General features: G+C 68.1%; 20 protein-coding genes. 11 read left to right on the top strand and 9 right to left on the bottom strand.

What is annotated here, in order from left to right; genetic code table 11:
- Position 1 precedes the first annotated feature (1 nt).
- Positions 2-313: a hypothetical protein gene (locus CSW60_RS05510; RefSeq protein ID WP_099536289.1), complete on the bottom strand. Its 312-nt coding sequence runs from the start codon at positions 311-313 to the stop codon at positions 2-4.
- Positions 314-465: 152 nt separating this feature from the next.
- Between CSW60_RS05510 and CSW60_RS05505 the strand changes: the two genes are divergently transcribed.
- The gene (locus tag CSW60_RS05505) at positions 466-2,142 is read left to right on the top strand and encodes a PAS domain-containing methyl-accepting chemotaxis protein (protein ID WP_099536288.1); all 1,677 of its coding nucleotides are present in this window, start codon (positions 466-468) and stop codon (positions 2,140-2,142) included.
- Here the strand turns inward: CSW60_RS05505 and meaB are convergent.
- Complete coding sequence (gene meaB / locus CSW60_RS05500; RefSeq protein WP_099536287.1) at positions 2,139-3,122, bottom strand: methylmalonyl Co-A mutase-associated GTPase MeaB; 984 nt, start codon at positions 3,120-3,122, stop codon at positions 2,139-2,141. The two genes, CSW60_RS05505 and meaB, sit on opposite strands and share 4 nt — an antisense overlap.
- A 125-nt stretch (positions 3,123-3,247) precedes the next feature.
- Here meaB and CSW60_RS05495 point away from each other — a divergent pair, with 125 nt between their 5' ends.
- Positions 3,248-3,715 (top strand): DUF4112 domain-containing protein, encoded by a 468-nt coding sequence (locus tag CSW60_RS05495; RefSeq protein WP_201722968.1) that lies wholly within the window; start codon positions 3,248-3,250, stop codon positions 3,713-3,715.
- Between the two features lie 3 nt (positions 3,716-3,718).
- On the opposite strand, the gene CSW60_RS05490 is transcribed toward CSW60_RS05495, so the two are convergent.
- Complete coding sequence (locus CSW60_RS05490; protein WP_099536286.1) at positions 3,719-4,252, bottom strand: TetR/AcrR family transcriptional regulator; 534 nt, start codon at positions 4,250-4,252, stop codon at positions 3,719-3,721.
- A gap of 99 nt (positions 4,253-4,351) precedes the next feature.
- Between CSW60_RS05490 and CSW60_RS05485 the strand changes: the two genes are divergently transcribed.
- Positions 4,352-5,323, top strand: coding sequence for an alpha/beta fold hydrolase (locus CSW60_RS05485; RefSeq protein ID WP_099536285.1), 972 nt, complete (start codon positions 4,352-4,354; stop codon positions 5,321-5,323).
- Here CSW60_RS05485 and scpA read toward each other — a convergent pair.
- Positions 5,320-7,470, bottom strand: a complete 2,151-nt coding sequence (gene scpA, locus CSW60_RS05480; RefSeq protein WP_099536284.1) for a methylmalonyl-CoA mutase — start codon at positions 7,468-7,470, stop codon at positions 5,320-5,322. The genes CSW60_RS05485 and scpA overlap by 4 nt on opposite strands.
- Before the next feature lie 3 nt (positions 7,471-7,473).
- Positions 7,474-8,865, bottom strand: coding sequence for a methylmalonyl-CoA mutase family protein (locus CSW60_RS05475; RefSeq protein ID WP_099537557.1), 1,392 nt, complete (start codon positions 8,863-8,865; stop codon positions 7,474-7,476).
- Between the two features lie 233 nt (positions 8,866-9,098).
- On the opposite strand from CSW60_RS05475, the gene CSW60_RS05470 reads away from it, so the two are divergent.
- The 5 genes from CSW60_RS05470 to CSW60_RS05450 all read left to right on the top strand — a co-directional run bounded on the left by CSW60_RS05470 (position 9,099) and on the right by CSW60_RS05450 (position 15,864).
- Entirely contained in the window at positions 9,099-10,106 is a 1,008-nt protein-coding gene (locus CSW60_RS05470; protein ID WP_099536283.1) for a nitronate monooxygenase family protein, read from the top strand.
- A 93-nt stretch (positions 10,107-10,199) separates the two neighbouring features.
- Entirely contained in the window at positions 10,200-10,940 is a 741-nt protein-coding gene (locus CSW60_RS05465; RefSeq protein WP_099536282.1) for a DUF2793 domain-containing protein, read from the top strand.
- A 229-nt stretch (positions 10,941-11,169) separates the two neighbouring features.
- Entirely contained in the window at positions 11,170-11,745 is a 576-nt protein-coding gene (locus CSW60_RS05460; RefSeq protein ID WP_099536281.1) for a TMEM165/GDT1 family protein, read from the top strand.
- Between the two features lie 46 nt (positions 11,746-11,791).
- Entirely contained in the window at positions 11,792-15,388 is a 3,597-nt protein-coding gene (locus CSW60_RS05455) for a hydantoinase B/oxoprolinase family protein (protein WP_099536280.1), read from the top strand.
- Positions 15,388-15,864 (top strand): low molecular weight protein-tyrosine-phosphatase, encoded by a 477-nt coding sequence (locus CSW60_RS05450; protein WP_099536279.1) that lies wholly within the window; start codon positions 15,388-15,390, stop codon positions 15,862-15,864. Before CSW60_RS05455 ends, CSW60_RS05450 begins: the two co-directional genes overlap by 1 nt.
- 3 nt (positions 15,865-15,867) lie before the next feature.
- Here the strand turns inward: CSW60_RS05450 and CSW60_RS05445 are convergent, their stop codons facing one another.
- The 4 genes from CSW60_RS05445 to CSW60_RS05430 form a co-directional block, all read right to left on the bottom strand.
- Positions 15,868-16,359 carry a hypothetical protein gene (locus CSW60_RS05445; protein ID WP_099536278.1) on the bottom strand — a complete coding sequence of 164 codons (492 nt, stop codon included), beginning with the start codon at positions 16,357-16,359 and terminating at the stop codon, positions 15,868-15,870.
- A gap of 143 nt (positions 16,360-16,502) precedes the next feature.
- Positions 16,503-17,150, bottom strand: a complete 648-nt coding sequence (locus tag CSW60_RS05440; protein ID WP_099536277.1) for a DUF1190 domain-containing protein — start codon at positions 17,148-17,150, stop codon at positions 16,503-16,505.
- A gap of 10 nt (positions 17,151-17,160) precedes the next feature.
- Positions 17,161-17,574 carry a DUF350 domain-containing protein gene (locus CSW60_RS05435; protein ID WP_099536276.1) on the bottom strand — a complete coding sequence of 138 codons (414 nt, stop codon included), beginning with the start codon at positions 17,572-17,574 and terminating at the stop codon, positions 17,161-17,163.
- Positions 17,575-17,585: 11 nt separating this feature from the next.
- On the bottom strand, positions 17,586-18,227 hold the full coding sequence (locus tag CSW60_RS05430) for a YjfK family protein (RefSeq protein ID WP_099536275.1): 642 nt from the start codon (positions 18,225-18,227) through the stop codon (positions 17,586-17,588).
- Positions 18,228-18,383: 156 nt separating this feature from the next.
- Between CSW60_RS05430 and CSW60_RS05425 the strand changes: the two genes are divergently transcribed.
- From CSW60_RS05425 to CSW60_RS05415, 3 genes are read left to right on the top strand one after another with little or no spacing between them, the layout of a single operon-like run.
- Positions 18,384-19,055 carry a YjfI family protein gene (locus tag CSW60_RS05425; RefSeq protein ID WP_099536274.1) on the top strand — a complete coding sequence of 224 codons (672 nt, stop codon included), beginning with the start codon at positions 18,384-18,386 and terminating at the stop codon, positions 19,053-19,055.
- Between the two features lie 24 nt (positions 19,056-19,079).
- On the top strand, positions 19,080-19,832 hold the full coding sequence (locus CSW60_RS05420; RefSeq protein ID WP_099536273.1) for a PspA/IM30 family protein: 753 nt from the start codon (positions 19,080-19,082) through the stop codon (positions 19,830-19,832).
- On the top strand, positions 19,832-20,995 hold the full coding sequence (locus tag CSW60_RS05415) for a glutathionylspermidine synthase family protein (RefSeq protein ID WP_099536272.1): 1,164 nt from the start codon (positions 19,832-19,834) through the stop codon (positions 20,993-20,995). Before CSW60_RS05420 ends, CSW60_RS05415 begins: the two co-directional genes overlap by 1 nt.
- The last annotated feature ends 24 nt before the right edge of the window (positions 20,996-21,019 follow it).

Raw genomic sequence — 21,019 nt, 5'->3', positions numbered from 1 at the left:
TCTAGCTCAGGCGCGCCTTGGCCTCGGCCGGCGCGATCTGGTCGAACAGGATGCGCAGGTGCTGGTCCTTGGCGTGGTCGTTGTGCAGTTCCCACGACAGAGAGACCGGCAGGCGCAGGCGACCGCCGTCCGGTAGCACGGCGACCAGCACGCGCCAGGAGAAGCCGTCGCCCGGATCGCCAAGCGGGTCCTTGAACTCCAGCGGCGCGGGATCGCGCAGGCGAAAGCGTCGCTCGGCGTGGGCTTCGAACCAGGCGCGGTCGGCCTCGGCGGCGGGATCGGTGACCTTGCTGACGATCGTCTTCTTGAGCATGGCGGGGTCTTTAGACCCAAACCGGCGCAATTGCCAAAAGTGTCGCACAGCCCTCGTTTCGGGGGCGTTCTGGAGGCGTCAGGAGCCGGGTTTAAGCCCCGAGAAAGGCTGTTCGATGATCGTCCTTGTGGGAATCCTGCGGAAATCCTTCCATGACCTTCGGTTTCAAAGCCCGCTCCGCGTCCGACGCCACCCTGGAAGCGCTGTGCCTTTCATTCGCGATTATCGAGTTCACGCCCGAGGGACGCATTCTAAGGGCTAACCCCACTTTTTGTGCGGCTGTTGGCTATCAGGCCTTGGAGATCGTCGGCCGCCAACACGCGATCCTCTTGGAGGAGGCGGAGGTCACATCTGAGGCCTACCAGCAGTTCTGGGCGGACCTCCGGACCACTGGCTTCAAGAGTGGCGAGTTCAAACGCCGTCGCAAGGATGGCTCTCCCTTATGGATCCGCGCCTCCTATTCGCCGGTGCGTGATGGCGCGGGGAAGGTCGTCAAGGTCGTCAAGCTGGCCCTCGACATCACCGCCGAAAAGATCGTCGCCGCCGAGAACCAAAGCCTGCTGAACGCGATCAACCGCTCGCAGGCGATCATCCAGTTTTCGTTGGACGGGACAATTCTCGAGGCCAACGACAACTTTCTGAATGCCGTCGGTTACAAGCGCGAAGAGATTATCGGCCAACATCATCGGATGTTCGCCGAGCCCGTCTACGCCAAGAGCAGCGAGTACGCGCGCTTCTGGGCTCGCCTGGAAGCCGGGGAGTTCTTTTCAGGCGAGTTCCATCGTCTCGGCAAGAACGGGCGCGAGGTCTGGCTGCAGGCCCAGTACAACCCCGTCTTCGACGCAGAAGGCCACGTTACGCGGGTCGTCAAGATCGCCACCGATCTGACCGAGCGCATGCGGCAGGTGGGCTTGGTCAGCGAAAGCCTGCAAAGCCTTTCCGAAGGCGATCTGCGCGTCAGGATCAGCGAGGCCCTGATGCCGTCGCTGGATCCCTTGCGCACGGCCTTCAACGCTTCGGCCGAGGCGTTGAACCGTACGCTGCTTGTCGTGGCCGAGGCGACCAAGGTGGTCAATTCGGGCGGTGACGAGATCGCTGGCAACGCCGACGACCTGGCGCGTCGCACTGAGCAACAGGCGGCTAGCCTTGAGGAGACGGCCGCCGCGCTCGACGAGATCACCACGGCCGTCAGTCGCACGGCTTCCGGCGCCAAGCACGCCAACACGGTCGTGGAGCGCGCCAGTCGCCACGCCGAACAGTCGCGCAGCGTCGTCGAAAGCGCCGTCGAGGCGATGGGCGGCATCGAGCAGTCCTCGGATCAGATCAGCAAGATCATCGGTGTCATCGACGAGATCGCCTTCCAGACTAACCTTCTGGCCCTGAACGCAGGGGTCGAGGCTGCGCGGGCGGGCGAGGCCGGACGCGGCTTCGCCGTGGTCGCCCAGGAGGTCCGGGCCCTGGCCCAGCGTTCGGCCGACGCCGCACGCGAGATCAAGGCGCTGATCGCCGCCTCGTCCCAGAACGTCGAGCGGGGCGTGTCCCTGGTTGGCGGCGCGGGTGCGGCCCTACGCGACATCCTCGTCCAGATCGGCGAGATCGAAGGCTTGATGAGCGACATTTCGCTATCGGCTCAGGAGCAGGCCTCGGGCCTTGGCCAGGTGTCCTCGGCAGTGGGGGAGATGGACCGAATGCTACAGTCGAACGCAGCCCTGGTAGAGGAGGCCACGGCGGCTTCGCACATGCTGCGCGGTCAGGCGGTGGAGCTGTCGGACCTTGTCGCGAGGTTCCGGCTGAAGGAAGCGGTCAGCGCGCTCGCCAGCGCCGCCTAATCCAACCCGAAGGCGGCGAGCAGGCGGTCGGCGGCGACCGAAGCCGGGACCTCGCCAGCCCGCACCGAGGCTTCGAGGTTCGGCGCCAAGGCGGCCACGGCGGGCGCGGCCCGGAGCCGCTCCCGCAGCCTGTCCTCGACCATCGCCCACATCCAGCGCGCGTCCTGGTCCGCGCGGCGAGCGGCGCGCGCGCCATTGGCGGTCATGATCTCGCGATGGCGCTGGATCTGGGTCCATAGAACGTCCAGCCCCTGGCCGGTCAGGCCCGAGGCGGTCAGCACTGGCGGCGTCCAGTCCGGATGGGCGGGCGTGAGAATATGCAGGGCGTTGCGGTAGTCGCGGGCCGAGCGTTCGGCCTTGGCGGGATCGGCGTCGGCCTTGTTGATGACCAGCAGGTCGGCCAGCTCGATCAGGCCCTTCTTGATGCCCTGCAGCTCGTCGCCGCCGCCGGGGATCAGCAGGGCCAGGAAGATGTCGACCATGTCGGCCACCACCGTCTCGGACTGCCCGACGCCAACCGTCTCGACGATCACCACGTCGAAGCCCGCCGCCTCGCACAGCAGCATCGCCTCACGGGTCTTGCGCGCCACGCCGCCCAGGGCGCCGCCGGACGGAGAGGGGCGGATATAGGCGTTCGGCTGGACGCTGAGTTGTTCCATCCGGGTCTTGTCGCCCAGGATCGAGCCGCCGTGGCGGCCGGAGGATGGATCGACCGCCAGCACCGCGACCTTGCAGCCCGCCTCGACCAGATTGCAGCCGAAGCGCTCGATCGTCGTCGACTTGCCCGCGCCGGGGACTCCCGTGATCCCGATCCGCTGGGCGCGGCCGGTGAGGGGCATCAGCCGCGAGAGCAGGCTCCGGGCCCCGACCTGATGATCGACGCGGCGGCTCTCGACCAGGGTGATGGCGCGCGCCAGGGCGGCGCGGTCGCCGGCGACCAGGCGCTGTTCCAGGGCGTCGATGTCGAGACCGGGGTTCATAGGACCTCGCTTAGCCGAGGCTCGCTAATCGCGAAACCAAAACGGTCAATCGGTCTTGCGGCGCCGCGCAACGTCCACGATCTGAGATCGAGGCAACGACGGACGCCGCGGCACGTTCTGGGACCATGACCGAAGATTTCTCCATGGCCTCGGCCTATGCCGAGCCTCAAGCGGCTCCGGTGGACGACCAGCGGTTCAAGGCGCATCGCGCCTGGCGCGCGGCCGAGACCATTAAGCGGCTGTCCGACCGCCTGATCGGCGTCGGGCCGATCGGCATCGGTCTGGACGGCGTGCTGGCCTGGGTTCCGGGCGTCGGTCTCGCGTATGGCCTGGGCGCCGGCGCGCTGTTGCTGTTCCACGCGGCGCACGCCAAAGCCTCTCCGGCCACGCTGGGGCGAATGGCGGCCTATCTCGCCGCCGACAACCTTTCGGACACCGTGCCCGTACTGGGCTGGACCGTAGACACCCTGTTCCCCGGCCACCTGATGGCGGCCAAGGCGTTGCAGAAGGACATCGAGGCCCGCCACGGCCTGCCTGAGGAAGTCGCCTTCGAACGCAGCCAGAAGAAGCGGGGATTGTTTAGGCGGAAGTAGCGTTCAGGCCTGGGCCGCGATCAACTCGGCCAGGGCGCGTCGCATCGGCGCCTCATCATTCATCGTGGCAAGCCATAAGGTCGCCCCTTCGAGGCGCGCTATGGCGTCAGCGGCCGTGGCGTCGGCTTGCCCAGCCGGCATGCCGCCGCTGGTCAGGATCGCGGCGAGGCCCTCGCGTTGGACCTTGAAGAAGTCGCGTACGGCGGCCTGGGCGAGGGGGGTGTCGTTCGAGACGCCATAGGCCAGGTGCAGGCCTACGCAACGCTTCCCCTCGATCAAGGTCTCCGCGAACCGGGTGAGGACGGCTGCGTAGCGAGCGCGCCAGTCAACGTCATCCGCCAGTCCCGACGACGCCTCGGCCAGGGTGAGTTTCAAGACCTCGGGCGCCAGGGCCTCCTTGTTCGGGAAGCGCGTGTAAAGGCTGGCTTTTTTCAGCCCGACCCGCTCGGCGAGCTCCTGCATCGACGCGCCGTCGTAGCCATGCCGGCGGAACAACTCCCGCGCTTCGATCACGATGTCCTTGAGGGTCGCTTTCATATCACCTCTTTACTTCCGACCGATCGGTAGTATTTACGACCGGTCGGTCGGTTTTATCTGGGCTGGATCGACGCCACCGTCAATATCCGGAGATCCGACATGTCCGATCCGCGTCCCCAATTGTCGCGCCGCATGGCGCTGTTCGCCCCCGGCGCCCTGGCCTTGGGTGTCGCCGCGGGCGCGTCCGCGGCTGTCGCCGCCCAGGCTTCGACCAAGATCAGCTACCGTCGCCAAGCTGTTGGCGAGGTCGATGTCTTCTATAGGGAGGCAGGGCCGGTTGACGTGCCCGTCATCCTCCTCCTGCATGGCTTCCCGACATCGAGCCACATGTTCCGGGATCTTATCCCGCACCTGGCGCAGAAATACCGCGTCATCGCGCCGGACCTGCCAGGCTTCGGCCAGACCAAGGCGCCGCCGCGCGGCCGGTTCGCCTACACCTTCGACAATCTCGCCAAGACGATCGACGGCTTTATCCAGGCGCTGGGTCTGACCCGCTACGCGCTCTACGTCTTCGACTACGGCGCGCCGACCGGGTTCCGCCTCGCGGCCGCCCATCCTGAGCGCGTTACGGCGATCATCACCCAGAACGGCAACGCCTACCTTGAGGGGTTGAGCGACGGCTGGACGCCGCTCAAGGCCTACTGGGCCAATCCCTCGCCGGCTAATCGCGAGGCCCTGCGCGCTATGCTAACGCCAGAGATGACCCGCACCCAGTACGTGGCCGGGTCCGACGAGACCTTGGTCTCGCCCGATGGTTACATGCTGGATATCGCTTATCTGGCGCGGCCCGGTCAGGACGAGATTCAGCTGGACCTCTTTGCCGACTACCGCGCCAATGTCGCTCTCTACCCCGCTTGGCAGGCCTATTTCCGCCAGCACCGTCCCCCGATCCTGGCGGCCTGGGGCCGGAACGACATCTTCTTCCTGCCGCCGGGCGCGGAAGCCTTCAAGCGCGACCAGCCGGAGGCGGAAGTCCGCTTCTTCGAGGCCGGCCACTTCGCGCTCGAAACCCATTCGGCCGAGATCGGCGCGCTGATCGTCGACTTCCTAGGACGGAAAGCGACAGCCTAAGCCGCTGCCTGCGTGTAGCCGAGCTGACGGTTCAGCTGGTCCAGCAGCTCGATCGCCGCCTCGGCGATGACGGTGCCCGGCGGGAAGATCGCCGCGGCGCCGGCGTCGCGCAGGGCCTGGAAGTCCTGGGGCGGGATGACGCCGCCCACGACCATCAGGATGTCGTCGCGGCCCTGCTTGGCGAGCTCGGCCTTCAGCTCCGGCGCGAGGGTCAGGTGGCCGGCGGCCAGGGAGCTGGCGCCCACCACGTGGACGTCGTTCTCCACGGCCTGACGCGCGGCCTCGGCCGGGGTCTGGAACAGCGGGCCGATATCGACGTCGAAGCCGAGGTCGGCGAAGGCCGTGGCGATGACCTTCTGGCCGCGATCGTGGCCGTCCTGGCCCATCTTGGCGATCAGGATGCGCGGCCGACGGCCGTCGGCCTGCTCGAACGCCTCGACCATGGCCTTGGCGCGGGCGGTGGTCGGATCGTTGCCCGCTTCCTTCATGTACACTCCCTGGATCGACTTGATCTCGGCGCGGTGGCGGCCGAACACCTTCTCCAGCGCGTAGCTGATCTCGCCGACGGTGGCCTTGGCGCGGGCGGCGTCGACGGCCAGGGCCAATAGGTTGCCGTTCCCCCGCGCGCCGTCCTCCAGAGCCTTCAGGGCGGCTTCGGTCGCGGCCGGATCGCGCTCGGCCTTCAGGCGGGCCAGCTTCTCCAGTTGCTGGGCGCGGACCGCGCCGTTGTCGACCTTCAGCACGGGAATGTCGTCGGCGACCTCGGGCTTGTAGCGGTTGACGCCCACGACGCTCTGCTTGCCGCTGTCGATGCGGGCCTGGGTGCGGGCGGCGGCTTCCTCGATGCGCAGCTTCGGCAGGCCCTGTTCGATGGCCTTGGCCATGCCGCCCAGCGCCTCGACCTCCTCGATGTGGGCCAGCGCCTTCTGGGCCAGCTCATAGGTCAGGCGCTCGACATAGTAGCTGCCGCCCCAGGGGTCGGCGACGCGGGTCGTGCCGCTCTCCATTTGCAGGAAGAGTTGGGTGTTGCGGCTGATCCGGGCCGAGAAGTCGGTCGGCAGGGCCAGGGCCTCGTCAAGGCTGTTGGTGTGCAGGCTCTGGGTCTGGCCGTTGACGGCGGCCATGGCCTCGACGCAGGTGCGGGCGACGTTGTTGAACACGTCCTGGGCGGCCAGCGACCAGCCAGACGTCTGGCTGTGGGTGCGCAAGCTGAGCGAGCGGTCGTCCTTGGGATCGAACTCGCGCTTCATCAGGCGGGCCCAGAGCAGGCGCGCGGCCCGCATCTTGGCCACTTCCATGAAGTAGTTCATGCCGATCGCCCAGAAGAACGACAGGCGCGGCGCGAACTGGTCGATGCTCATGCCCGCCGCCACGCCGGCGCGGGCGTATTCGACGCCGTCGGCCAGCGTGTAGGCCAGCTCCAGGTCGGCCGTCGCTCCGGCCTCCTGCATGTGATAGCCGCTGATGGAGATCGAGTTGAACTTGGGCATGTTCGCCGAGGTGAAGGCGAAGATATCCGAGATGATCCGCATCGAGGGCGCGGGCGGATAGATGTAGGTGTTCCGCACCATGAACTCTTTGAGGATGTCGTTCTGGATCGTCCCCGAGAGCTTGTCGGGGCTGACGCCCTGTTCCTCGGCCGCGACGATGTAGAGCGCCAGGATCGGCAGCACCGCGCCGTTCATGGTCATCGACACGCTCATCTTGTCGAGCGGGATGCCCGAGAACAGCGTGCGCATGTCCAGGATCGAGTCGATGGCCACGCCCGCCATGCCGACATCGCCCTTCACCCGCTCGTGGTCGCTATCATAGCCGCGGTGGGTAGCCAGATCGAAGGCCACGGACAGGCCCATCTGACCGGCCGCCAGGTTTCGCCGATAGAAGGCGTTGGAGTCCTCGGCCGTCGAGAAGCCCGCGTATTGCCGCACCGTCCACGGATTGGTCACGTACATGGTCGGGTAGGGGCCGCGCACATAGGGCGCGACGCCCGGATAGCCGCCCAGGAAGTCCAGGCCCTGAATGTCGCTGGCGTCGAAGGCGGGAGCGACGTCGACGCCTTCGGGCGTGCTCCAGGCCTTGCCGTCGGGCGCCGCGCCGGGCGCGACCTCGGCGAAGTCGATCTGGGTGAAGTCGGGGAACTTGGTCATGGCTCAGGCTCCCTCGAAGGCGGCGGCGAAGCGGATGGGCGTCAGCGCGGGGCACTTGCTGTCCGGCCCGGGCAGGCGAATGTCCGGCCCAGGGACCGCGAAGGCGGCCGGATCTGGCGTCTCCACCTCCGGCGGCTTGTCGTCGGCGTTGGGGAAGACGGTGACGCCCAGGATCTTGCGGGTCTTGTCGGCGTAGGCGGCTTCCTGCGCCGCGCGGGTCTTGGCGACGCCGCTGGCGATGAAGCCGCTTTCCTGCGCCTTGATGATCCCACCGGCCGCCTCAATGGCCTGGAAGTCGTTCCAGGCGGCGCGGGCCAACTGATCGGTCAGGCTGTCGAGATACCAGGCGCCGCCCGCCGGATCGGCGACGCGACCCAGATTGCTCTCTTCCATCAGGACGAGCTGGGTGTTTCGAGCCTGGCGGCGAGCGAAGGCGGTCGGCAGGCCAATGGCGTCGGTGAAGGCGTCCAGCACGATCGCGTCAGCCCCGCCGACCGCGCCGGCGAAGCCCGCCGAGGTCAGGCGCAGCAGGTTCGTCCAGGCGTCGGCCTTGGCCAGCATCCGCCGCGACGAGCGGGCCTCGATCTTGGCGGGAACGGAGACGCCGCAAGCCTCGGTCAGCCGCGCCCACATCGCCTTGGCGGCGCGGATCTTGGCGACGCCGGTGAAGTATTCGCCGTCCAGGCTGACGCCCAGCACGATGCGGCCGAACGCTTCCTCGGTCGACAGGCCAGAGCGCGTCAGGGCCTTGGCGTAGGCGAGGGCGGCGGCGGTCATGGCGGCCAGCTCCTCGACGTTCGAGCCGCCGGCCTCGTGGACCGCGCGACCGGTCGCGAGGAAGAGGCTGGCCTTGGCGTACGCAGCGGCCAGACGCGTGGCGACGGTCGCAGCGTTGAACACGTGGCTCTCGATCGGGCCGGGGCTGACGCCCGCCTGCATGAAGGCGGTCAGCGGATCGAGGTGGAACGCGAGCGGCGCATTCGGCGCGGCCTTGGCCAAAGCGCCCAGCCAGTCGGCGGCCTTGGGACCCAGGAAGCCGGCGTCCAGCGCCACCGGCGCGAGGTCCAGCAGCACGCCGGAAAGCGCCTTGGCGAGGTCATCGGCCGAGCCGACCGCGACGCCGTTCTTGCCGGTGGGGTCCAACTGCAGCAGCACCGACGCCGCGCCGCCCTCAAGGTCGGTCAGCACGTCCTTGGCGACGCGCGCAGGATCGGGATGGGCGGCGCGGACGCGCAGATCCCAAGGACGTTCGGCGTCTCGAATGCGCAGGTCGCGGGCGACGGCGACGCCGTCCTTGGCGGTGTAGAGAGGCTGGATCGTCACGCCGTCGGGCGTAGCGGTGGTCAGGGCGTCGTCGAAGCTCTGACCTTTGAGGGTCTTTTCGACCAAGGCCATCCAGCGCGCGCGCGTGGCGTCGTCGCCTTGGGGACCAAAATCCTCGGCCAGGGGCGTGGTCGCCTCGGTCAAAGCGTCTCTCTCCTGCACTGCAGCATTTTTATTTTCGATCGTGATGCGCCCCTGCCGCTACGGCCGTCAAGCCTTGCGCGGGCGCCAAACGAGCGTTTAAGCTGAACGGCGATCATATATTCGGCGCTCAAGCCGATCTCCAAAGGGGAGAACCTCCGTCCATGGCCCTGCCGCCGATCCTGCGCGACCGTCTGCGCCTTCCGGTCATCGCCTCGCCGCTGTTCATCATCAGCAATCCCGACCTGGTGATCGCCCAGTGCAAGGCGGGCATCGTAGGCTCGTTCCCGTCGCTGAACGCGCGTCCCATCTCGCAACTGGACGAATGGCTGGCCCGCATTACCGAGGAACTGGCCGCGTATGACAAGGCGCACCCGGACGCCCCCTCGGCGCCGTTCGCCGTCAACCAGATCGTTCACAAGACGAACAACCGGCTCGAGGAGGACATCGAGCTGTGCGTCAAATACAAGGTCCCGGTGGTCATCACCTCGCTGGGCGCGCGCGAAGACCTGAACCAGGCGATCCACTCGTACGGCGGCATCACCCTGCATGACGTGATCACCGACCGTTTCGCCCGCAAGGCGATCGAGAAGGGCGCCGACGGCCTGATCCCGGTCGCCGCCGGCGCCGGCGGCCACGCCGGCACGCTCTCGCCGTTCGCTTTGATCCAAGAGATCCGTCAGTGGTTCGACGGCCCGGTGGCGCTGTCGGGCTCGATCGCCTGCGGTCGTTCGATCCTGGCCGCACAGGCCATGGGCGCGGACCTGGCCTATATTGGCTCGGCCTTCATCGCGACCGAAGAGGCCAATGCGGTGGAAGGCTACAAGCGCGCCATCGTCGAGGGCCAGGCCGACGGCATCGTCTATTCGAACCTGTTCACCGGCGTGCATGGCAACTACCTGCGCTCGTCGATCGTCGCGGCGGGTCTCGATCCCGACAACCTGCCGCAAAGCGACCCGTCCAAGATGAGCTTCGGCTCGGGCGGCAACCAGGAGGCCAAGGCCTGGCGCGATATCTGGGGCTCGGGGCAGGGCATTGGCGCGATCAAGGAAGTGCTGCCGGCGGCCGAACTCATCGCGCGTTTCGCGGCCGAGTACGAGCAAGCCAAGGCCGAACTGGCGGCCAAGACGGCGCTTACGTCCGGAAATCACTTGGCTTTCGCCGCCGAGTAGACGGGTGTTCGACGGGGACGGGGACCGCTCTGTCCCCGGTTCCCGTGGCGCGGGGATGCTGGAGGCGTGATCCAATCCGCCTCCGGAGCTCCCATGTTCGACGACGTCACGCCCCGCCTCGGCCTGCCCTATGTGGTCGCCGCTCAGGCGCAGAAACACATCCCCATCAACGAGAGCCTCGCCCGGCTGGACGGTCTCGTCCAACTGGCGGTCGAGAGCCGCGCCGCGGCCGCTCAGCCCGCCAGTCCGGTCGCCGGCGGCGTCTGGATCCTGCCGGCGAGCGCCACGGGCGCGGCCTGGGCTGGTCAGCCGGGCGGGACCCTGATGCGCTTCGAGGCCGGCGCCTGGGAGGCGCTCGCGCCGGCTGAAGGCGTGCTGGCCTGGGTCAAGGACGAGAACCAGATGGTCGCCTTCGACGGCGCGGCATGGACGCCGCTGTCGGCGACGTTCCGGAGTCTCACGGCGGCCGCCACGCCGAACCTCGCCACGACACGGCTCGAGATCCTGGAGCAGGAGGTGACGCTGTCGGGCGCCTCGACCGCGACTAGCATCGTGATCCCCAATCGGGCGATCGTGCTGGCGGTCTCGACCCGGACCACGGTCGCCGTCACCGGCGCGACCGCCTACAACTGCGGCGTTGCGGGCGAGGCCAGCAAGTTCGGCGGTTCGCTGGGCGTGGCCAAGAATTCCAGCAACATCGGGGTGGTGGGACCGACGGCCTACTATGCCGACACGCCCGTGGTGCTGACGGCGGTCGGCGGCAATTTCGTCGCCGGCAAGGTTCGGGTGGCGATCCACGTGATGCGCTTCGACGCGCCGGCGGCGGTCGCCTGACGCGTTGACGCGCGGGACGGGGTCCGCTACACGCCGCCTCACCTTTGGGGAGTAGCCGCCCGCGCCGATCAGCGGGCCCCGCCGTCAACACACTTGGATCTCTGATCCATGGCGCGGGGAAGGGAAGCGGACTTGAAGCTTCCTTGGCGAGACCAATGGCGCCGATTTCCATCCGGGCCGGGTGGGCGTCGACGCTATTGGCATGCGCCCGGCCCAGAGGACTATTTCAGTGGAAGCCCTGCTCGTCTCGACCCTGGTCGTGGCCATCGCCGAGATCGGCGACAAGACCCAGCTGCTGGCCATCATCCTGGCCACGCGCTTCAAGAAGCCCGTCCCGATCATCCTCGGCATCCTGGTCGCCACCTTGGCCAACCACGCCCTGGCCGCCACGGCCGGCTACTGGGTGTCTGACTTCCTGAGCGGCGCCGGGTTCAAGTGGGCGATCGCCATCTCGTTCATCGCCATGGCCGCCTGGGCGCTAATCCCCGACAAGGCCGATGACGAGGACGGCCAGAGCGCCGGCCGGTACGGCGTCTTCGTCACCACCGCCGTCGCCTTCTTCCTGGTGGAGATGGGCGACAAGACCCAGATCGCCACCGTGGCCCTAGGCGCCAAGTTCCACTCGATCGCCTGGGTCGCCGCTGGCACCACCCTGGGCATGATGCTGGCCAACGTCCCGGCCGTGTACCTCGGCGAGGCCGCTACCAAGATCGTCCCGTTGAAGTATGTCCGCTTGGGCGCGGCCTTGATCTTCCTGTTGCTGGGCCTCTGGCAGGCGGCGGAGCTGCTGGGGCTGTTGAAGTAGAGCCTCCAAAGGCTATGAGGAGGCGGAGCAAGGAGTTCCGCCCCTCATGACCGCCACCGATCAGTCGCCGCGCGGCTGGGAATTCTGGATCGATCGCGGCGGCACCTTCACCGACATCGTCGCGCGGCGGCCGGACGGGACGCTGGTCACCCACAAGCTGCTGTCGGAGAACCCGGAACACTACCCCGACGCCGCCGTGGCGGGGGTGCGTGCGCTGCTGCCGGACGACGCGACGATCGACGCGGTGAAGATGGGCACCACGGTCGCGACCAATGCCCTGCTCGAGCGCAAGGGCGAGCCGACCGTGTTGGCGATCACCCAAGGCCACGCCGACGCGCTGCGCATCGGCTACCAGGCGCGGCCGAAGCTGTTCGAGCGCCATATCGTCAAGCCCGAGGCGCTCTACGACCGCGTCGTCGAGATCGACGAGCGGATCAGCGTCGAGGGGGAGGTGCTGCGTCCGCTGGATGAAGAAGCGGCGCGGCGGGATCTGCAAGTCGCCTATGACGCCGGCTTCCGCGCCATCGCGATCGTGCTGCTGCACGGCTTTCGCTTCATCGATCACGAGGCGCGGGCAGCCGCCATTGCCCGTGAGATCGGCTTTACCCAGGTCTCGGTCAGCCATGAAGTCAGCCCGCTGATGAAGCTGGTCGGGCGGGGCGACACGACCGTGGTCGACGCCTACCTCTCGCCCATCCTGCGTCGCTATGTGGATCAGGTCGCAAGCGCGCTCGGCCACGACACGCGGCTGCTGTTCATGCAGTCGAACGGCGGCCTGACCGACGCACGCGCCTTCCGGGGCAAGGACGCCATCCTGTCGGGCCCCGCCGGCGGCGTGGTCGGCATGGCGCGGACGGCGGCGGAGGCCGGCTTCGAGCGCGTGATCGGCTTCGACATGGGCGGCACCTCGACCGATGTGTGCCACTATGCGGGAGCGTACGAGCGGGCGTTCGAGACGGTGGTGGCGGGCGTGCGGATGCGCGCGCCGATGATGAACATCCACACCGTAGCGGCCGGCGGCGGATCGATCTGTTCGTTTGACGGCGCGCGGCTGCGGGTTGGCCCCGCCTCCGCCGGCGCCGTCCCGGGACCGGCGGCCTATCGCCGAGGCGGCCCGCTGACGGTCACCGACTGCAACGTCATGCTGGGCAAGTTGCGGCCGGAATTCTTCCCGAAGGTGTTCGGACCGAATGCAGACCAGCCCCTGGACGTGGAGGCCGTGGCGCGCGGCTTTGAAGCGATGGCTGGCGGGATCGCGGCGGCCATCGGCAAGGCCATGACCCCTCAGGAGGTCGCCGAGGGATTTGTCACCATCGCCGTCGAGAATATGGCCAAGGCCGTGCGGCAGATCTCGATCCAGCGCGGCTACGACGTCACCCGCTATGTCCTGGCCTGCTTCGGGGGCGCGGGCGGTCAGCACGCCTGCCTGGTCGCCGACGCGCTAGGCATGACCAAGGTGATGATCCACCCCTTCGCGGGCGTGCTCTCCGCCTACGGCATGGGCTTGGCCGATCTGCGGCTGATCCGCGAAGAGACGGTCGAGCGGCCCCTGGACGACGCGGGCGACCTGGCGGCGCGCGCGACGACGCTCGCCGCCGAGGCCGAGGCGGCCCTGCGCGCTCAGGACGCGCCGATGGCTTCCGTGGAGACGCTCGCCAGCTTGCGCGTGAAGTATGCGGGGACCGACACGCCGCTTGTCGTGCCGTTCGCCGCCGCCGCCGCCGTGCGCGCGGCCTTCGAGGATCAGCATCAGCGCCGTTTCGGCTTCATCTCGCCCACGACGTCGTTGGTGGTCGAGACCCTGTCTGTCGAGGCGATCGGCCATTCGGACGCCGGTTCGGAGCCTGAGTTCGAAGCTGGCGCGTCCAACGGCGTCGAGCCGCTCGCGACCGTCGAGGCCCGCATGGCCGGCGCGCTTCAATCCACGCCGGTGTTTGACCGCGAGGCCTTGCCGATCGGCGCTGAGGTCCTCGGCCCGGCCATCATCCGCGAAAGCACAGGCACCACCGTCATCGAGCCCGGCTGGCGCGCGACCGTGGACGCTCGCCTGAACCTGATCCTCGACCGCGTCGTCGCCCTGCCGGCCCGCAAGGCGATCGGCACGGAGGCCGATCCGGTCATGCTGGAGGTGTTCAACAACCTCTTCATGGCTGTCGCCGAGGAGATGGGTTTCGCCCTGCAGAACACCGCCTACTCGGTGAACATCAAGGAGCGGCTGGACTTCTCGTGCGCCCTATTCGACCGGGACGGGAACCTGATCGCCAACGCCCCGCACATGCCGGTGCACCTGGGTTCGATGGGGGACAGCGTGCGAGCGATCCGCGACGCGCGGCTGGGCGACGGTCGCGGCTTGAAGCCCGGCGACGTCTACATGCTGAACGCGCCCTACAACGGCGGCACCCACCTGCCGGACGTGACCGTGGTCATGCCGGTGTTCGACGCGGCGGGGGCTCTGCTGTTCTATGTCGCCGCCCGCGGGCATCAGGGCGACATCGGCGGGATCACCCCAGGCTCGATGCCGCCGAACAGCAAGACGGTCGAGGAAGAGGGCGTCCTGATCGAGAACTTCCTGCTGGTCGAGGGCGGTCGGTTCCGCGAGGCCGAGACCCGCGCCTTGCTGGCGTCGGGCAAGTGGCCGGCCCGCAACCCCGACCAGAACATCGGCGACCTGAAGGCCCAGATCGCCGCCTGCGCGCGCGGCGCCGAGGCCCTGACCGCCATGGTCGCCGAGTTCGGCCAGGATGTCGTCGAAGCCTACATGGCCCACGTCCAGGACAACGCCGAGGAGGCGGTCCGCCGCGTGCTGGCGACGATGAAGAGCGGGTCGTTCGCCTACGAACTTGACGACGGCGCGGTGGTCCGCGTGTCGATCAACGTCGACCAGAAGGCTCGCACGGCTCGCGTTGATTTCACCGGCACGAGCGATCAGGTCCCGACCAACTTCAACGCTCCGGCCTCGATCTGCCGGGCGGCGGCGCTGTACGTCTTCCGCACCCTGGTCGACGACGAGATCCCGATGAACGACGGCTGCCTGCGGCCGGTCGAGCTGGTGATCCCGGAAGGCTCGATGCTGCGGCCGCGCTATCCGGCGGCGGTGGTGGCGGGCAATGTCGAGACCAGCCAGGTCGTGGTCGACGCCCTCTATGGCGCTCTGGGCGTGATGGCCGCCGCGCAGGGCACGATGAACAACTTCACCTTCGGGGACGAGCGCCGGCAGTACTACGAGACCATTTGCGGTGGTTCGGGCGCGGGACCTGATTTCGACGGGACCGACGCTGTCCAGACCCACATGACCAACAGCCGCCTGACCGATTCCGAGGTGCTGGAGGCGCGCTATCCGGTGCTGGTCGAAGCCTTCTCGATCCGGCGGGGATCCGGCGGCGAAGGGACGCATCGCGGCGGCGACGGCGTCGTGCGCAAGATCGGCTTCCGAGAACCGATGACCGTGACCTTGCTGTCTAACCGCAGGCGCGTACCGCCGTTCGGCTTGCACGGCGGGCGCCCCGGCGCCCTAGGCGCGGCGCGGGTCGAACGCGCCGACGGAGCTGTCGAGGCCATGGCCGCCACGGACCTGGTGCGAGTCGGCGCGGGCGACGCTATCGTGATCGAGACGCCCGGTGGCGGCGGCTGGGGAAGGGCTTGATGGCGAAGGCTTCGGTTCTGTTCGTGTGCCTGGGCAACATCTGTCGCTCGCCGCTGGCCGAGGGCGCTTTCCGAGCCGAGGCGCAGCGGATGCAGCTGGACGTCGTCGTCGACTCCGCCGGCACCGGCGGCTGGCATGCCGGCGAGCCGCCCGATCCTCGCGCCATCGCGGCCGCGCGGCGCAACGGCGTCGACATCACCCGCCAGCGGGCCCGCAAGGTGACCAAGGACGACTTTCGAAACTTCACTCACATCTACGCGCTCGACGAGACCAACCTGAGCGGCCTGCGGGCGCTGGCGCCGCGCGACGCGACGGCGGAGCTAGGCCTGCTCTTGGACTTGGTGCCCGGCTATGAGGGCAGGGCGGTGGCCGATCCCTACTACGGCGACGCTGGCGACTTCGACGTGACCTGGCGCGATGTCGAGATGGCGGCGCGCGCCCTCGCCATGCGCCTGGCGCATCAGGGCTACCGATAAGCTTCAGTGCAGGGTGGGGCGCGCGGCCGGCGGGCGGTCCGGCTCGTCGAACCTTACCGGCAAGGCGAGCGCCTCGTGGGCCAGGGCCATGTTCAGGAAGCGCGCCGTCACGATCACAGCCTCCGGCGCGATCACCAGGCCTTCCAGAAGGCGTCCCGCGATCTCGGGCGAGGCCGGGCAGACTCCGCAGGCGGTCACCAACCGCTGCTCGTCCTCGGCGTAGCCCTGCCGGCAGGGCGCGGCGATGCGCAGCGGGCGGCGAACCTGGCCCTCGATCGTGGTCATCATCAGGATGAAGGCCGACGCCACACGCGCCGAGACGAGAGCGCCGGCTTCGCGCGACAGGCGCTCGCCGGGCTCCTGGCCCAGCACCCGCGCTGTCACCCATTGGCGCAGCATCCACAGCAGGACGCGCTCGCCCCGTGTCAGCGCCAGGGGGCCGCAGTCGTCGACGGAAGCGCCATGGAAGGGATCGGGGAAAAGGTCGGACCGCACGCCGGAAATCTCCTCGCCGAGCAGGGGGCCGACACCCGCCCTGGCGAACCGACTTCGGTGAGCGGCCCGACGCGTTCTTGCGAACACTTCTCAACTAAACGGGATGTCCAGTTGCGAGTCAATCGCAAAAATGTCGAGCCGTTCTAACCGCCGAAGCCGCCCTTGAAGCCCCCGCTGTGGGCGTAGCTGCGCCCGCCGCCGAAACCGCCGCGCGAGACGACCGAAGTGCGGGTCTGGACCTTGGGCGGCGCGTTGCGGATCACGTCGGGCGGATCGATGCTCTCGCGGGTGATGACCGTGCGGCCGGTGCCGTAGTCGCGGCCAAGCCGTCCGCCCCAGGTCGAGTAGTAGCCGCCGCCATAGTCGTCGTTGCGGCGATAGAGGCCAGTGCCGCGATAGTAGTCGCCGCCGTCCAGCATCCGCCCGATCACGAAACCGGCCAGCAAGGGCGTGAAGAAGCTGCCATGGCCGGCCTCGCTGCGCGGTACGCAGTTGCCGACGCCGTAGACGTCCTCGCACGAGGCGCGGGCTTCGTAGCGCGGCGCGTTCTTCTGATCGTCCTTCTGGGCGGCCGCCCACGAGGTGTCGCACTGCTGGTCGGAGACCTCGTTGGCGGCCTTGCATTCCTCGAGGGACTTGTAGCTGAAGGCCTCGACCTGTTCGCCGCGATTGGGATCCCAACCGCCCTGGGCGCCGGCGCCAGGGTCGTCGCAGCCGGCCAGGGTCAAGCTGGCCGCGCTGGCCAGCATCGTCGTCAGGTGTAGCGAGGCGGAGCGCTTGCGCGGGCTCATGGCGCGATCCTCACGCCGTCATGCAGGCGGCGTTCAGCACGCCGACCGCGATCGAGATGCCCGCCAGATAGACGCCGATCGAGGTCTCGCCGTTCTCGATCCGCGCCTTGACGTCGGGCAGGGCGACCAGGCGGACGCCGGTGAAGGCGGCGATCTGGATGACGCCGGCCAGGGTCGCCCAGGCGGCGAACTCCGGCAGGCTGACCGTGTGGCTCAACGCCGAAGCCAGAGGCAGGACGTAGCCGATCAGCGCGCCGGCGAGAGCGATGGCCGCGGCCAGGTTGCCCTGTCGGATCAGCGCTTTCTCGTTATAGGGCGTCACCCACTGGTAGACGTACTTGAAGGCGACGGTGAACAGGCCGGCGGCCGCGAAGGCCACCAGGAACGCGATCGCCCCGTCCTGGAATGCCGTGAAGTCGAACATCGGCCTCTCCCTCAAGCCTTGAACTCGCCTACCGACAACGGCAGGCCGATCATGGTTTCATGCGTCACGTCGCCGTCCTCGGGCTCGGCGGTCAGCGCCAGCAGCAGCTCGCGGCCTTCGCCCCCGGAGAGCTCGCGGTGGAACAGCATGGTGGTCTGGAACAGGCGCCGGTCCGGCGTCTCGCCCTCGCGGTCGTAATAGACGTCTTCCCAGAGCGTGACCGGGTCTTGCCGCTCGGCGTCCTCGCCGAACCAGAAGCGGCGGTAGATTGGCAGGCCCTCGGCCTGGAACGTGCGGGCGCGCAGGCGCTCGGCCCACAGGTCGCGATCGGCGCGATCGGCGGGATACGCGCTGGCCCAGGGTACGAAGACCGTGAAGTCGTTGGCGCGCTGGCCCTCGCGATCGTCCGAGACCACCTGAAACAGGATCTCGTCGTCAGTATAGAAGCGGTGCACGAACGCACCGTCGTTCAGCTGGATCAGGCCCTGGGCGGTAATCTCCAAGGTGTCGCGATCCAGGACGAACCGGGTTTCGCTTCCGAAGCGTCGCCAGGCTAGCGGGTCCAGAATGACCGTCCGGCCGATCGTCACGTTGCGGATGACGGGCAGGGCGGGGCGCTGGGCGTCCTTCCTGCCGAAAAGCTTTCCGAACATCGCTGTGCGCGAGCCCTCGAATTCCTGGCCGGCGCGCCTATCTGAGCGGCGACGTCAGCTCTACCGCCGGACGCGCTTGTCCCTCGGTGAAGTCGGGCGCAGGATGACGTCGAACGGCGTCTTGTCAAGCGTACATGTTATGCGTACATGTAACGCATGCCTGCCAAACCGACGAGAGGCGCTCAGGCCGCCGAAAGGACCCGCGCGTGGCGAGAAGCCCGTCGGCAAGCCGGCTTCGTGAAGATCGAGGTCTGGGCGCCGGCGGCGTGCAAACCCGACATCCTCTCGGCCGTTCAGGCCATCGTCGTTGAGTCGGCACGCGGGCCGAACCTGAAGACCAACCCCAACCCTCCCAAGGGCGTCAGACACATGGACTCCGTTATCGACACCGCCTGGACGATCCACACCCTGCGTGACGGGCTGGTGGAAAGCGCGCTGGTCCGCGAGGGCGAAATGACCGTCACCGTGGTGGAGGGCGTCGAGCCCGTGCTGCTGGTCGTCATGCACGAGTTCGGCGACCTGCCGATCTATGTCAGCGGCGGCGGCTTGCAGCTGGTGGTTTCGACCCTGCTGTGGCCTTGCGATGAGCAGAACGATCGCGCGGCGTTCAACGAGTTCCTGCTCAAGGCTCAGAAGATCGTGCCGCTCTCGAACTTCGGCATCACCACGGTCGACGGCCGCGACTATTACGAGCTGATGGGCGAGATCTCGTCCAAGACCACCCTGCAGACCCTGGTGATCGAGCTGCGCACCCTGGCCGACAACGCCATCGCCGCCGCCAGCGATCTGCGCGACACCTTCGAAAAGAGCCGCGTCGCGGCCGCCTAAAAACAGAGACCTGGAGACCTTCGAATGTCGATCTGGAGCAAGCTCTCGGCGCTCTTCCGCGGCACGGCCCATGACGGGGCTCAGACCATCGTCGACGCCAACGCCCTGCGGATCCTGGACCAGGAAATCCGCGACGCCGACAACGCCCAGGGCAAGGCCCGCGACGAACTGGCCAAGCTGGTCGCGCGCCGTCGGGCGCTGGAGACCGAGGTCGCCGGCCTGACCGATCAAATCCGCAAGTACGAGGCCTCGGCCCGCGCGGCCATGGGCAAGGGCGACCAAGCCCTGGCCCTGGAAGTCGCCCAGCGCATCGCTGATCTGGAGAAGGATGCGACCCAGAAGTCGACCCAGATGACCGAGCTGCGCGCGGCCGAGGAAAAGCTGCGCACGGTGATCGCCCAGACCGACACCAAGATCGAGGCCCTGCGCCGCGAGATCGAGATCGTCAAGGTCAACGAGAGCGTCCAGAAGGCCCAGGCGGCCGTGATCTCGCGTTCGGGCTCGGCCAGCGGCGTCGTCGGCTCGGCCGCCGATAGCTTGAAGCGCATCAAGGAGCGGCAGGCCGTCCGCGAGGAGCAGTTCAAGCTTCATAACGAGGCCGAGGAGCGCAAGACCGGCGCCGACCTCGACGCCAAGCTGTCCGCGGCGGGCATCCTGCCGGGCGGCGGCGGGGCCGAGGATGTGCTGGCCCGCCTGATGGCGCCGAAGGACGAGGCGCTGCCCGCGCCGATGCTGGCGATCGAGGACAAGGCCAAGGCCGGCGCCAAGGACGCCTGATGCGCCGCCTGACCCTGACGCCTCGGCCGGACTGGAAGTCCAGGGCCGAGGCCGTCGGCTTCACCTGGCATCACGCCGATGGTCGTCGCTACTGGGACGAGCGGGCGGCCTACGCCTTCACGCTGGAGGAGGTCGAAGGCCATCTGGAGCCCGCGACCGAGGCGCTCCACAAGCTGTGCCTGGAGGTCGTCGACGAGGCCGTCGGCAGCGACGCCCTGATGGCGAAACTCCAGATCCCCGAGGCCTCGCGCGATGTCGTCGCGGCTTCGTGGAGGGCGCGCGATCCGTCGCTCTATGGCCGGTTCGACTTCTTCTTCGACGGCGAGGGGCCGCCGAAACTCTACGAGTACAACGCCGACACGCCGACCAGCGTCTACGAGGCGGCGGTGTTCCAATGGCTGTGGCTGGAGGACCTGATCCAGCGCGGCGTGCTGCCGGAGAGCACCGACCAGTTCAACAGCCTGCACGACCAGTTGGCCGAGCGGTTCAAGGCGATCTTCCCGAACGGCGGCTTCGTCCACTTCGCCAGCGATCCGGACTTCGTCGAAGACCGCCAGACGGTGCGGTTCCTGGAGGACATGGCGCGGCTGGCGGGACTGGAGCCGAAGTTCGTCCCGACAACGGAGATCGGCCTCGACGCCGAAGGCCGCTTCGTCGACCAGGACAACTACATCATCGGCGCGCTGTTCAAGCTGTACCCCTGGGAGGACATGCTGCGCGAGCCGTACGCGGCCAACATCGCCGGCTCCAAGACCCTGTTCATCGAGCCGCCTTGGAAGGCGCTGCTCTCCAACAAGGCGCTGCTGCCACTGCTGTGGGAGCGCCACCCGGGCCACCCAAACCTGCTGGAGACCTATTTCGACGACGATCCCAAGGTCGAGCGCCTGGGATCGAGCTACGCCCGCAAGCCGCTATTCAGCCGCGAGGGCGCGAATGTCGAGCTCTGGACCAACGGCCGCAAGGGCCGGGTGCTGGACCAGGGCTATGGCGCCGAAGGCTGGATCCGCCAGGAACTGAAGCCGCCGCCGAGGTTCGGCGCGAACTATCCCGTCGTTGGCTCCTGGGTGATCGGCGACCAGCCGGCCGGGGTCGGCGTGCGCGAGGATCGCGGCCGGGTGACGCGCGACCGCTCGCGGTTCGTGCCGCACATCATCGAGGGCTGAGCGAAGGCGGTTCCCTCCGGATAG

The sequence above is a fragment of the Caulobacter sp. X genome, assembly GCF_002742635.1.
In the GTDB taxonomy this organism is placed as follows: Bacteria; Pseudomonadota; Alphaproteobacteria; order Caulobacterales; family Caulobacteraceae; genus Caulobacter.
Note: the sequence above shows the minus strand (reverse complement) of the source record. Positions and strands in the feature narration are given on the sequence as shown.